Here is a 12,831-nt window from a genome sequence, read left to right on the forward strand (position 1 = left end):
TCCAGCCCATGATGGTCGGGCGCAAGCAGCTATCAAAGATATAGCAAATCAGCCCGACCGGGACAGGGGAGTGTAGCCGGGCGATGCGTGGCCCAAGGCAGCTGCACCCGGGCCGGCGCCCGTTCAGGCGGCGCGAAATTGGGCGGGAGGCTCCGCCGCTGCCGCCACGCCGCTGATCACATCGCCGACGACGATGACTGACGGGCTGGCCAGGCCGGACGCGCCGATGGCATCGGCCAGCTGGCCCAGCGTGGTGGTGATGTGGCGCTGCGTGGGCAGCGAGGCGTTCTGGATCACGGCCACCGGCGTGGTCGCGGGCAGGCCGGTCAGCAATTCGCGCTGGATGCGCCCGGCGCCGCTGACGCCCATGTAGATCACCAGCGTGAGTTTGGCCTTGCAGGCCGTGTCGGCCAGCGCGCGCCAGTCCGTGCCTGCGTCGCCCGGTTTGGCGTGGCCGGTGACGAACACCACGCCGTGCGCATGCTGACGGTGCGTCAACGGAACACCCAGCGAAGTCACCGCGGCCAGGCCGGCGGTGATGCCGTTGACGACATGGATCTCGATGCCGGCGGCCTGCAGGTGTTCGACCTCTTCGCCGCCGCGGCCGAAGATGAAGGGGTCGCCGCCCTTGAGGCGCACGACGTTTTCGCCTTCCTTCACGGCCATGATCATCAGTTTTTCGATGAACTCCTGCGGCGTGGATTTGCAGCCGCCGCGTTTGCCCACATGCACGATGCGCGCACCGGGCTTTGCATAAGCCACGATCTCATCGCTGACCAGGTCGTCGACCAGCAGCACGGTGGCGGCCTGAATCGCCTTGAGGGCCTTGATGGTCAGCAGTTCCGGATCGCCCGGGCCCGCGCCGACCAGGGTGCAGCGGCCGTTGGGAGGGAGCTTGTTTGCGCAGCTTGTCATAGTTGCAATGTCAGTTGCAAGATATGTTCCACCTGCCGGGCAATCGATGCCGGCACGGCGTGTGAGCCCGACATCACGGCGCGGATATACGCGGCGGTGCTGTCGCTGTCGATCGCTGTGGGCAGGTCCGGCACGCTCGCCAGGGTGCCGGGCTGCGCTTCCTGCAGCAGGGTGCGCTTCCCGCCCACAAAGGCTTCCATCTGCGGCGTGCGGCGCGCGTCGGCCACGACCTCGCCTTCGGTGCCGCGCAGCAGCAGCGCGTTGGCCCGGATCAGCTCGAAGGTCTGGCCCATGGAGATCGCGTATTCCGGATGGGTGTAGCTGCTGACCACCAGCGCCTTGCCGAGGCAGGGGTTCATGATCTTGACCAGGCTGTGCGCCGGGTTGCGCAGGCCGACGGCACGCCGCACATCGAGCAGGCGTTTGAGCCCCGGGCACAGCAGCTCGGTGGGGGCAAACACCACCTCGCCATTTGCTATCTTTTTAATAGCTGTCAGTGCAGGTATATCAAGGGCTGAAAGCACATTTGATGTAAAAATCCGGCCGGACTCGGTGGCCGTGCCGTGCACCAGCACCGGCAGGCCTTCGCGCGCCAGCAGCAACGCCAGCAGCGGCGTCAGCACCGGCAGCTTGCGCGCGCCGTTGTAACTCGGCAGTACCACCACGGGTCGCTCACTCGCCGGGAAACGCTGCATGCGCTGGTACGTCGCGTCCAGGAAGCCGGCCATCTCTTCCGGCGTTTCGCCTTTGATGCGCATGGCCAGGCAAAAGCCGCCAATCTCCAGGTCGGTCACCGTGCCGTCCAGCACCTGGCCGAACAGGTCGCAAGCCTGCTCACGCGTGAGCGGCCTGGCGCCGTCTTTGCCGCGGCCTATGACCTTGATGTACTGAGCGATGGACATGCTTGATTGTCGGTGAAGGCAGATAACTTCCCGTTATGAGCTTATTGAGACTTCCATAAATCATGATGGGCAACTTGCGACCGTTCGCCCTGAGCTTGTCGAAGGGTCCTTCGTCAAGCTCAGGACAGGCTTCGACAGGCTCAGCCCGAACGGTGTGGTGTTATGCCTTGCAAAAACATCAACAAGCCGGCGTTTGTCAGGCGAGCACCTTGATCGGGATCACGGTGCGGCCGCTGGTGGCGGCCTCGGGCCGGGTTTCAGCGGCGGTCCGGATGATGCGTTTGATCTCGGGCACGCAGGAGCCGCAGTTGGTGCCGCATTTGAGTTTGTCCTGCAGCACCCGCAGCCGTTCGTCGTCGCTGGCCAGATACCCGGCGCCGCCGGCCGCGTGGGTGATGTCCGTCAGGCAGGCACCGATCTCGGCATCGGTGACGCTGAAACAGGTGCACACCGGTTTGCCGCGCGACAGCAGGGCCACCGGGGCCTTGGCGCCCGGCAGCAGCAGCAGGCGGCCGAAACTTTGCGCCGGCAGTTCGTCCAGCAGCAGGGTTTTGATCCAGGCCTGCGCGCTGACATCGCCTGCCAGCACGAAGCCGGCCAGTTCGGCCTGATCGCCATGACGCACCAGCCGTGCGGTGCGGTGCTGGCCTTTCTTCCTGTCCACGTAACGCAGGGCGTCAGTGCCATCCAGACCCAGAATGGACTCGATTTTTTCCAGCATGCCTTGCGGAGGCGCCTCAAAACCGGCAGCGCGGAACAACACGCCGGTGCGCTGCCGGCCTGCGTCGCCCAGCGGCACCTCGTTGGCAAAAGGCACACAGCTGCTAAACGCAAAGGCGGCCATCAAGGGCTTGAGTTGCTCGCGCGCCGCAAGGGCTTGACCCTCGGGCAGCCAGGCCATGGCCAGCAGCGACCAGGGCAGCTCGGCCTTGAGGATCTTGACGGCCGCGTGTTTGAGCTCGGGTTGTTTCGAGCTCGGGCAATAGGCCGATGTGGTCAGCGCGTTCACGCCTGCGAGCCGCTCGCCGGTACTCGACAGGCCGCTGAGGTATTCGCTGCCCCAGTGCATCGCCATGAAGGCCTGGCTGACGGCGACTTCGGGCGAGGCCTGCAGCGGCACCACGATGGAGCCGCGTTTGGAGGTGACGTGCACCAGGTCACCGTCCTTCAGGAGGCGCCGGGCCATGTCCTGCGCATTCATCTGGAGGGACGGTTCGGCGACGTGGCCAAACAGCCGGCCCAGCGTGCCGGTGCGGCTCATGCCGTGCCACTGGTCGCGCAGGCGGCCGGTGGTCAGCGAGAAGGGGTAACGCGATTCGCGCGGCTCGGCCACCGGCTTGTAAACCGTGTTGACGAAACGCGCCTTGCCGTCGTCGGTCGGGAAAATGCCGTCTTCGTAGAGCCGAACCTTGCCGGTGGTTACACCTTCTGGTAGTGGCCACTGCTGCGGCGCGGCTTCGAGCATCGCGTAACTCATGCCGGTGATGTCAAGGTCGCGCCCGCGCGTGGATTCACGGTGTTCGTTCCAGATGGCTTCCACCGCCGCCACCGCGTCGTGCAGGGAGTAGGGGAAGAGGCTTGGGTACCGGGAGCCCTCACCCCTGCCCTCTCCCGGAGGGAGAGGGAGTGAGTCCCTGGAGGTAGCGGTTCTTTCTCCTCCTGTCCCCTCTCCCCTTGGGAGAGGGCCAGGGTGAGGGCTCCCCGCCCCCAGCAACACCTCCAGCCGCTGCGCAAAGGCCACCGCAATCGACCAGTCGTGGCGCGTTTCGCCGGGCGCGGCCACCGCCGGCCGCACCCGGCTGATGCGGCGTTCGCTGTTGGTGACGGTTCCGGTTTTTTCGCCCCAGGTGGTGGCCGGCAGCAGCAGGTCGGCGTAGTCGCAGGTCGAGGTTGTGGCAAAGGCTTCCTGCACGATGACCAGCTCCGCACGCTGCAGCGCGCGCCGCACGGTGGCCTGGTCGGGCATGGACTGGGCCGGGTTGGTGCAGACTATCCACAGCGCCTTGATCTCGCCGTCGGCGGCGGCCTGAAACATTTCGACGGCGGTTTTTCCGGGCTTGTCGGGGACCGAGGGGACGCCCCACAAGGCGGCCACTTCGGCGAGGTGCTGCGGGTTGGCCAGGTCGCGATGCGCACTCAGCAGGTTCGCGAGACCACCGACCTCGCGCCCGCCCATGGCGTTCGGCTGGCCGGTCAGCGAAAACGGCCCGGCGCCGGGTTTGCCGATCTGCGCGGTGGCCAGATGCAGGTTGATCAGCGCCGCATTCTTGGCGGTGCCGCTGCTCGACTGGTTCAGGCCCTGGCAATACAGGCTCAGGGTCGCGGCGGAAGTGGCAAACAGTTTCGCGGCGGTGAACAAGTCCTCCTTGCTGATGCCGCAGGTCTGCGACACCAGATCGGGCGTGTAGTCGCGCACCGTGGTTTTCAGCGCGTCAAAACCGTTGGTGTGTTTCGCGATCCAGGCCGGTTGGGTCCAGCCTTCCCACAGCATGCCGTTGAACAACGAGACATCGGTGCCGGGCTGGATGGGCAGGTAGAGGTCGGCGATGCCCGCGGTGTCGGTGCGGCGCGGGTCGGAGACGATGATTTTCATGGCCGGGTTGGCGGCTTTGGCATCCTCGATGCGGCGGAACAGGATGGGATGTGCGTAAGCCGTGTTGCTGCCGACGATGAAGATGCACTGCGCATGGTTGACGTCGTCGTAGCAGCTGGGCGGCGCGTCGGCGCCCAGGGTTTGCTTGTAGCCGGCCACCGCGCTGCTCATGCACAGGCGGGAGTTGGTGTCCACGTTGTTGGTGCCGATCAGGCCCTTGGCGAGTTTGTTGAAGACGTAGTAATCCTCGGTCAGCAGCTGTCCGGAGACGTAGAAACCGACCGCGTCCGGCCCGTGCTCGCGGATGATGCGCGCGAAACCGTCACTGGCCACATCGAGCGCGTTGTCCCAGCTGATGCGCTGCGGCGCGGCACCGCGCTGCGCGCGTTGCATCGGATGCAGCAGCCGGGTCTGCCGCGTGACGATGCTCGACGCGGTCAGGTGCAGGGTGGAGCCCTTGGTGCACAGCCGCCCAAAATTGGCCGGATGCTCCGGGTCGCCGCGCACACCCGTGATCTCGTCGCCCTGCGACTCGATGATCACGCCGCAGCCCACACCGCAGTAGGGGCAAGTGGAGCGCGTTTCGCGCATCATGAATTGCTCCTGCTGCGGTGTTTCATGGTTATCGCAAAGCGATCCGCGGCTCCAGCCGCGAGATCGCAGAAGGGGCAAGTGGATCTGGTTTCCTTGACCCCCTCTCCCCCTGGGAGAGGGCAGGGGTGAGGGCTCCCCGTTTTGGCCAGAGTCACGTCGCTGCCCTCACCCTAACCCTCTCCCGGCGGAAGAGGGGACAAGCGGTTTGGTCCAGCGACCGGCGGCGCCAGGTCCAGGGCGAGCGTGGCCAGCTCGACCGGGTCCAGCAGCACCTGGCCGGCTTCGACCTTGCAGGCAAATTTCGGTGTGCAGCCTTCATCGGCGCCCTGGGCGCAGCCGTCGGCCAGGCCGATGGTCCAGTTGTGCAGCGGGCAGGCCACACGGGTGCCGAACACGATGCCCTGGCTCAAGGGGCCACCCTTGTGCGGGCAGCGGTCCAGCAATGCAAACACCTGGTCCTGGCCGTTGCGGAAAATCGCCACATCCACACCGCGTGGCCTGGCCACCCGGCGCGCGCCCAGCACGGGGATGTCCTCGACCCGGCAAATCACGGTCCATTCGTTCATCTTCATGCCTCCTGCCCCACGGCTTCCAGTTTGGTGAACTGCCGCGCATCGACGGACGCCTTGTCGAGCTCGAACCAGGGATCGGGTTCACCGTCGAGCGCGAACTGCAATTGGTCCCAGAGCTTCTTGCGGCCCTCGTGGTCCTCGAGGATTTTTTTCTTCACGTAGTCCAGGCCGACGCGGTTCACGTAGTGCACCGTGCGCTCCAGATACCAGCCTTCCTGCCGGTACAGCTCGCAGAAGGCGCCGGTGTATTCGAGCACCTCGGCGGCGGTCTTGAGCTTGGTGAAAAAATGCGCGACTTCGGTCTTGATGCCGCCGTTGCCGGCGATGTACATCTCCCAGCCCGAGTCGACGGCGATGATGCCGACGTCCTTGATGCCGGATTCGGCGCAGTTGCGCGGGCAACCTGACACCGCGAACTTGACCTTGTGCGGCGCGTACATGCGCCACATCGCGCGCTCCAGGTCCTTGCCCATCTGTGTGCTGTCCTGCGTGCCCATGCGGCACCACTCGCTGCCGACGCAGGTTTTCACCGTGCGCAGCGCCTTGGCATAGGCATGGCCGGAGGGCATGCCGATGTCCTTCCAGACGTTCTGCAGGTCTTCCTTTTTTACGCCCAGCAGGTCGATGCGCTGGCCGCCGGTGACCTTGACCGTCGGGATCTTGTACTTGTCCACCGCATCGGCGATGCGGCGCAGCTCGCTGGCTGTGGTTTCGCCGCCCCACATGCGCGGGATCACGCTGTAGGTGCCGTCTTTCTGGATGTTGGCATGGCTGCGCTCGTTGATGTAGCGGCTTTGCGGATCGTCTTTGGCTTCCTTGGGCCAGATGCTGATCAGGTAGTAGTTGACGGCCGGGCGGCAGCTCGCGCAGCCGTTCGGTGTGCGCCATTCCATGAATTTGAAGGTATCGGCGATGGTCATCAGCTTGTTGTTGCGGATGGCATCGCGCACCGCCTGATGGCCGTGGTCGGTGCAGCCGCACATGGCCTTGAGCTTGGGCGTGGCCGAGTAGTCGCCGCCCGCGGTGGCCATCAGGATCTGCTCGACCAGACCGGTGCAGGAGCCGCAGGAGGCGCTGGCCTTGGTGTGTTTGCGCACCTCGTCGAGCGTGAACAGGCCTTTTTCCTTGATGGCCTTGCAGATGGTGCCCTTGGTCACGCCGTTGCAGCCGCAGACCTCGGCCTCCATGGGCATGGCCGCCGCCTTGTTGTGGCCTTCATGGCCGGCGTCGCCGATGTTGGACTCGCCGAACATCAGTTTGTCGCGGATGTCGCCGACGCTGCGGCCGTCGCGCAGCAACTTGAAGTAATACGAGCCGTCCACGGTGTCGCCGTAGAGGCAGGCGCCAATGAGCTTGTCGTCCCGGATGACCAGCTTTTTGTAGACTCCGCCGAAGGGGTCGCTCATGACGATTTCTTCGGTGCCTTCGCCGCCCATGAACTCGCCGGCCGAGAACAGGTCGATGCCGGTCACTTTCAGTTTGGTCGATGTCAGCGAGCCGGTGTAGCGGCCAATGCCGAACTGCGCCAGGTGGTTGGCTGCGACCTTGGCCTGCTCGAACAGCGGTGCCACCAGGCCATAGGCGATGCCGCGGTGGGCAGCGCATTCGCCCACGCTGTAGATGCGCGCGTCGGTCACCGTCTGCATGGTGTCGTTGACGACGATGCCCTTGTTGCAGTGCAGGCGCATTTTTTCGGCGAGTTCGGTGTTCGGGCGTATGCCGACCGCCATGACCACGAGGTCAGTGGCCACTTCTGTGCCGTCCTTGAATTTGATGGTGATGACCCGTCCGTCCGGACCACCCACCAGCTCTTGGGTCTGCGCACCCATCAGGAACTTCAGGCCGCGGTCTTCCAGTGACTTCTGCAGCAGCTTGCCGGCCACGCTGTCGAGCTGGCGCTCCATGAGGGTGGGCATCACATGCACCACGCTGACGTCCATGCCGCGCAGCATCAGGCCGTTGGCGGCCTCCAGGCCGAGCAGGCCGCCGCCGATCACCACAGCCTTTTTGTACTTGACCGATGCATCGATCATGGCGTTGGTATCGGCGATGTCGCGGTAGGCAATCACGCCCTTCAGGTCCTTGCCGGGCACGGGCAGGATGAAAGGGTTGGAGCCGGTGCACATCAGCAGGCGGTCGTAGCCTTCCTCGGTCCCGTCTTCGGCGCGCACCACGCGCCGGATGCGGTCGACCTCCATGACTTTCTTGCCGGCGTGCAGGGTGATGTGCTTGTCCTTGTACCAGTCCCAGCTGTTGAGCACGATCTCGTCGAGGGTCTGCTCACCGGCCAGCACGGGGGAAAGCAGGATGCGGTTGTAGTTGGGATGCGGCTCGGCGCCGAACACCGTGATGTCATACAGCTCGGGCGCAACCTTGAGCAGTTCCTCGATGGTACGGACGCCCGCCATGCCGTTGCCGACCATGACCAGTTTTGATTTTTTCATCGTGCCACTCCAATGGGGGCCGGTGCCGTAGGCGCAAGCGCCAAAGCCGTGCCGGCTTGCGAAAAATGGGGGGTGAAGACCATGATGTTCTCTCCTGCAGAACAGGGACCCGGCTGTGGCCGGTATGAGGGACACCAATACGCACGTCGTTATGCGCAGAACCCGCAATGTGCTGGTTGCGGGTGGGCGCGTCGTTGCGCCCGTGAAGGTCTACGCAAAAGTTGTGCCATGAGGCGTCATGGGTGGCGCGCCTCAAGGCGTGGCCGTGGCGCGCACGGGAAGGCCGGCCTTTTCTACCCGTGCACTGCACTCAGCCCGATGCAGCGCTGGTTGCCGCATGGGTCCGGGTGGTTCGCCGTCTGCACCAAAGGCGGGCATGCGCAGGGCTTGTCATGGTGCAGGGTGTGCCCCCGTCTCGGGAGGCTGGCTGGAAAGAGGCCTTGACGCTTAAAGCCCGACGCCCAGCACCTCGGTGCCATCCACGGCACCGCTGCGGCCCGGCAGGGAAAAGCGCTTGCGCCGCCCTGTCTTCACGGCGCCGGCGACCTCGCGCAGCAAGGTGGCGCTCGCCGCAATCTTCCAGCCGGCCGAGGTGGCCTGCTTCTGCAGCTGCAGAGTGGTGCTGACGCTTTCGCCGACCGGCAGAACCTGGGCGTTGCCCCACAACGGGTCCTCCAGTTTGGCCAGCGTCACCGGGCCGCTGTTCAGGCCCACACAGATTTCAAAACGCGGCAGCGAGCGCCCGGAAAAATGGCTGAGCAAAAAGCCCTGCACCCGCTGGGCGGCGTCGATCAGGCCCAAGGCCGCCCGGGTGGCACGCAGGCCGTGGTTGACGGTCTCGGTGTCCGTGCTGTCCACGAACACGGCCAGCAGGCCTTCGCCGACAAACTGCATGTGGAAGACGCCGAAAAGATAGAGGGTATCGCCCGCATTCTTGTAAAACTCGCGCACGACCTCGCTGAGTTCCGTGCTGGAGAGTTTTTCAGCCAGCGCCGGGAAGTTGACCACGTCGACAAAGAGAACGCTGGCGCTGGAAAACCTGCGGTCCGCGACCAGCGTTTCCGCCGAGGGCCATTTGTCGGCGAGTTCGGCCAGCATTCTTTTTTCATAGAGGCTGCCCAGCTTCTTTTCCTGTTCCCTCAGGGCCTGCCCGATTGCTGCGCCGACCGCCTGCTCCTGGACGGACTGGCGCATCAGCTGCTTGTTGAGCTGGGTGGCGGTTGCTGCCAGCAGTTCCTCGAAAACCAGGGGTTTGGTCAGGTAGTCGTCCGCGCCGCTGGTCATGCCGGTGCGGACGTGGGCGCGTTCCTGCAGCGAGGTCAGCAGGATGACGGGTGTGGCCTGGATGGCGGGGTCGTTGCGCAGCGCCTGCAACATGGCAAAACCGTCCATCACGGGCATGTTGACATCGCTGACCACCAGGTCGGGTGCGTTGCCCCGCACCAGCGCCAGCCCGGCGGCGCCGTTGTCCGCCTCCACAACCTCATAACCCTCAAAGCGCAAGGCAGCCGCGATCAGGGTGCGGATCGCCTCATCGTCATCAATGACCACAATCAGGGCCATCTCTTTATTCCATGAAAACAAGCGTCATGGCCGGAAGCTTACCAGCGCGGTTGGCATGCCGGCGACAGGCCCCACGTTCGCCAGGCCGGCCTGTCCCCGTTCGGCCTGCTGCGGTGTCAGTCACACCGGGTGGTGCGCCCTGCGTCTGCCGGTCAGGCGGCTTTTTCGACGTGGCCCTGGCGCGTGTAGAGGAAATCGATCACCGCCTTGCGGTAATGCAGGTACTCGGAGCTTTCGGCCAGCGCCACCCGGTCGCGCGGGCGGGGCAGGGCCACGCTCAGCACTTCGCCGATGGTGGCCGAGGGGCCGTTGGTCATCATCACGATGCGGTCGGACAGCAGCACGGCTTCGTCCACGTCGTGCGTCACCATCACCACCGTGCTCTGGGTGTTGGCAACGATCTGCAACAGCTCATCCTGCAGTTTGGCACGTGTCAGGGCGTCGAGGGCGCCAAACGGTTCGTCCAGCAGCAACACCTTGGGCTCCATGCACAGTGCGCGGGCAATGCCGACGCGCTGCTTCATGCCACCCGAGATTTCGCCGGGGCGTTTTTGCGCCGCAGCGGTGAGACCGACCATGGCCAGCGCCGCGTCGGTGCGGGCCTTGAGTTGCGCCTTGTTCTCTTTGGCTGCAAACACCCGCTCCACCGCAAGGTAGACATTTTCAAAACAGGTGAGCCAGGGCAGCAGAGAGTGGTTCTGGAACACCACCGCGCGCTCGGGGCCCGGACCGGAGATTTCGCGGTTGGCGCACAGCAGCGTGCCTTGCGTTGGCGTGGTCAGGCCGGCAATCAGGTTGAGCAGCGTGGACTTGCCGCAGCCCGAGTGGCCGATCAGCGCCACAAACTCGCCCTTGGCGACCGTCAGGTTGATGTTCTGCAATGCGCAGAACGGGCCTTTTTTGGTCTTGAAGGTCTGCTCGACGCCCTGGATCTCGATGTATTTGGTGGTCAATGAACTCATGATGCGTCCTTGGTTGGCAGGCCGGAGGCCTAGCTTTTCACTTCTTCAAACGTAAAGGCCGTGGCGATCTTGATCAGCACAAATTCCAGCACCAGCCCGACGATGCCGATCACGAAAATTGCGATGATGATGTTCTTGACATTGAGGTTGTTCCATTCGTCCCAGACCCAGAAGCCGATGCCGACACCGCCGGTCAACATTTCTGCCGCGACGATGACCAGCCAGGCGGTGCCAACGGCCAGCCGTACACCGGTCAGCATGTAAGGCAGTACGGCGGGAAAGAGGATCCTGGTGACGATCTTCCATTCGCTGAGGTTGAGCACGCGCGCCACGTTCATGTAGTCCTGCGGCACGCGCTGCACGCCGACGGCGGTGTTGATGATCATGGGCCAGATCGAACAGATGAAGATGGTCCAGATGGCGGCCGGATCGGCGCCCTTGAACACCAGCAGGCCGATTGGCAGCCAGGCCAGCGGCGACACCGGACGCAGCAGGCTGATCAGGGGGTTGAACATGCGGCTCAGGAAGGTGAAGCGGCCAATCATGAAACCCACCGGAATGCCCACCACGGCCGCCAGGCCGAAGCCCATGGCCACGCGCTTGAGCGAGGACAGCACGTTCCATCCCACACCCTGGTCGTTCGGCCCCTTGCTGTAGAACGGGTCCTTGAAGATTTCGATGGCCTGGATAAAAGTGTCTTTCGGCGAGGGAATGCTGGCGCCGGTGCCCATGGACACCAGTTCCCAGACCAGTACCAGCAAACCCATGCCGAGCAGCGGCGGCAGAATGCCCAGCCAGAGCCAGGAGGCATCGCGCGAGGATTTGGCGGCGGCCGCCGCCGGTGAGCTGGTTTTCATGTCATTTTGGGCTGTAGCCCCCGTAGGGTAAGGGGAACAAGCTATTAATTGTGTAGCGGCTGATTCCCTGGGTTTGTCCGCGTTGCGGCCCGCCGGGGCGGCTGCTTCGAGCGGGCTGTGGAAGACGGCACTGACCATGGTGATCTCCTTGATGCAGCCTGATCAGGCCCGGATTTTGAAAGAATCGGCATATTTCTTCGGGTCCTTGCCGTCCCAGACCGTGCCGTCCATCAGCTTGTGGCTGCGCATCACGTCCTTGGGCACGCTGACCTTGGCGGCAGCGGCGGCGTCCTTGTAGATGTCGATCTGGTTGATCTGTTTGGCCAGGCCCAGGTAGTCCGGGTGGTCCTTGATCAGGCCCCAGCGCTTGTGTTGCGTCAGGAACCACATGCCGTCGGACAGGTAAGGGAAGTTGACCGCACCGTCGTTGAAGAACTTCATGTAGTTCGGGTCATCCCAGGTCTTGCCCATGCCGTTCTGGTAGCGGCCCAGGATGCGCTGGTTGATCGCGTCGACGCTGGTGTTGACGTAGCTTTTTTCGGCAATCGTCTCGGCCATCTTGTTCTTGTTGGAGAGGCTGGCGTCTATCCATTTGCCGGCCTCGATGATGGCGGCCGTCACGGCGCGTGCGGTGTTCGGGTATTTTTTGGCGAAGTCGGCCGTCGTGCCCAGCACCTTTTCGGGGTGATCCTTCCAGATGTCCTGCGTGGTGGTGGCGGTCACGCCGATGCCGTCGATGATGGCGCGGTGGTTCCAGGGTTCACCCACGCAAAAGCCGTCCATGTTGCCGATGCGCATATTGGCCACCATCTGCGGCGGCGGCACGGTGATGACCTTGGCGTCCTTCATCGGGTTGATACCGTTGGCGGCCAGCCAGTAGTACAGCCACATGGCATGGGTGCCGGTGGGGAAGGTCTGCGCGAAGGTGTATTCCCGCTTGTCGGAGGCCATCAGCCTGGCCAGACCGGCCCCGTCCACGGCGCCCTTGTCCGCGATTTTTTTGGACAGCGTGATGGCCTGCCCGTTGTGGTTCAGGTTCATCAGCACGGCCATGTCCTTTTTCGGGCCCGCCGTGCCCATGTGAACGCCGTAAATCAGGCCGTACAGCACGTGGGCGAAGTCGAGTTCGCCGTTGACCAGCTTGTCGCGCACCCCGGGCCAGCTCGCTTCCTTGCTCGGGATGATGGTCACGCCGTGTTTCTTGTCAAAACCCATGACCGAGGCCATGACCACGCTGGCGCAATCGGTCAGCGGGATGAAGCCGATCTTGACTTCCTTCTTCTCCGGCGCGTCGGATCCGGCCGCCCAGGCGCCCGGGTTGCCGATGCCGAAGGTGGCGGCGCCGCCCAGTGCGCCGGCCTGGCGGATGAAGTCGCGGCGTGTCGGCTTGCCTGGAGCGGGGGAGGTTTGCGTCATGTGGAACTCCTTG

The 12,831-nt window shown here is 64.3% G+C and carries 9 protein-coding genes; all 9 read right to left on the bottom strand.

From position 1 onward, the window contains the following. Positions 1-123: 123 nt before the first annotated feature. The 9 genes from cobA to PSV40_RS17560 all read right to left on the bottom strand — a co-directional run bounded on the left by cobA (position 124) and on the right by PSV40_RS17560 (position 12,818). Positions 124-915 (bottom strand): uroporphyrinogen-III C-methyltransferase, encoded by a 792-nt coding sequence (gene cobA / locus PSV40_RS17520; RefSeq protein ID WP_300540160.1) that lies wholly within the window; start codon positions 913-915, stop codon positions 124-126. Beyond that, the gene (gene ybiB, locus PSV40_RS17525) at positions 912-1,817 is read right to left on the bottom strand and encodes a DNA-binding protein YbiB (RefSeq protein ID WP_300540162.1); all 906 of its coding nucleotides are present in this window, start codon (positions 1,815-1,817) and stop codon (positions 912-914) included. The genes cobA and ybiB overlap by 4 nt, the downstream gene beginning before the upstream one ends. Before the next feature lie 196 nt (positions 1,818-2,013). Beyond that, positions 2,014-5,001: a nitrate reductase gene (locus tag PSV40_RS17530; RefSeq protein WP_300540354.1), complete on the bottom strand. Its 2,988-nt coding sequence runs from the start codon at positions 4,999-5,001 to the stop codon at positions 2,014-2,016. Positions 5,002-5,174: 173 nt separating this feature from the next. After that, entirely contained in the window at positions 5,175-5,570 is a 396-nt protein-coding gene (gene nirD / locus PSV40_RS17535; protein ID WP_300540163.1) for a nitrite reductase small subunit NirD, read from the bottom strand. 2 nt (positions 5,571-5,572) lie between these two features. Continuing rightward, positions 5,573-8,020, bottom strand: a complete 2,448-nt coding sequence (gene nirB / locus PSV40_RS17540; protein ID WP_300540165.1) for a nitrite reductase large subunit NirB — start codon at positions 8,018-8,020, stop codon at positions 5,573-5,575. Positions 8,021-8,467: 447 nt separating this feature from the next. After that, positions 8,468-9,583 (bottom strand): response regulator, encoded by a 1,116-nt coding sequence (locus PSV40_RS17545; RefSeq protein WP_300540166.1) that lies wholly within the window; start codon positions 9,581-9,583, stop codon positions 8,468-8,470. A 152-nt stretch (positions 9,584-9,735) separates the two neighbouring features. Further along, positions 9,736-10,545, bottom strand: coding sequence for an ABC transporter ATP-binding protein (locus tag PSV40_RS17550; protein WP_293594526.1), 810 nt, complete (start codon positions 10,543-10,545; stop codon positions 9,736-9,738). A 29-nt stretch (positions 10,546-10,574) separates the two neighbouring features. Further along, complete coding sequence (ntrB, locus tag PSV40_RS17555; protein WP_300540169.1) at positions 10,575-11,540, bottom strand: nitrate ABC transporter permease; 966 nt, start codon at positions 11,538-11,540, stop codon at positions 10,575-10,577. A 24-nt stretch (positions 11,541-11,564) separates the two neighbouring features. Beyond that, the gene (locus tag PSV40_RS17560; protein ID WP_300540171.1) at positions 11,565-12,818 is read right to left on the bottom strand and encodes a CmpA/NrtA family ABC transporter substrate-binding protein; all 1,254 of its coding nucleotides are present in this window, start codon (positions 12,816-12,818) and stop codon (positions 11,565-11,567) included. Positions 12,819-12,831 lie beyond the last annotated feature (13 nt).

Origin of the sequence: Polaromonas sp. (assembly GCF_029945925.1) — a bacterium.
In the GTDB taxonomy this organism is placed as follows: Bacteria; Pseudomonadota; Gammaproteobacteria; order Burkholderiales; family Burkholderiaceae_C; genus Polaromonas.

Excerpts from the sequence above, each read along its gene's own strand:
- cobA (WP_300540160.1), bottom strand. The coding sequence starts at position 915 with ATGACAAGCTGCGCAAACAAGCTCCCTCCCAACGGCCGCTGCACCCTG.
- ybiB (WP_300540162.1), bottom strand. The coding sequence starts at position 1,817 with ATGTCCATCGCTCAGTACATCAAGGTCATAGGCCGCGGCAAAGACGGC.
- PSV40_RS17530 (WP_300540354.1), bottom strand. The coding sequence starts at position 5,001 with ATGCGCGAAACGCGCTCCACTTGCCCCTACTGCGGTGTGGGCTGCGGC.
- nirD (WP_300540163.1), bottom strand. The coding sequence starts at position 5,570 with ATGAACGAATGGACCGTGATTTGCCGGGTCGAGGACATCCCCGTGCTG.
- nirB (WP_300540165.1), bottom strand. The coding sequence starts at position 8,020 with ATGAAAAAATCAAAACTGGTCATGGTCGGCAACGGCATGGCGGGCGTC.
- PSV40_RS17545 (WP_300540166.1), bottom strand. The coding sequence starts at position 9,583 with ATGGCCCTGATTGTGGTCATTGATGACGATGAGGCGATCCGCACCCTG.
- PSV40_RS17550 (WP_293594526.1), bottom strand. The coding sequence starts at position 10,545 with ATGAGTTCATTGACCACCAAATACATCGAGATCCAGGGCGTCGAGCAG.
- ntrB (WP_300540169.1), bottom strand. The coding sequence starts at position 11,540 with ATGGTCAGTGCCGTCTTCCACAGCCCGCTCGAAGCAGCCGCCCCGGCG.
- PSV40_RS17560 (WP_300540171.1), bottom strand. The coding sequence starts at position 12,818 with ATGACGCAAACCTCCCCCGCTCCAGGCAAGCCGACACGCCGCGACTTC.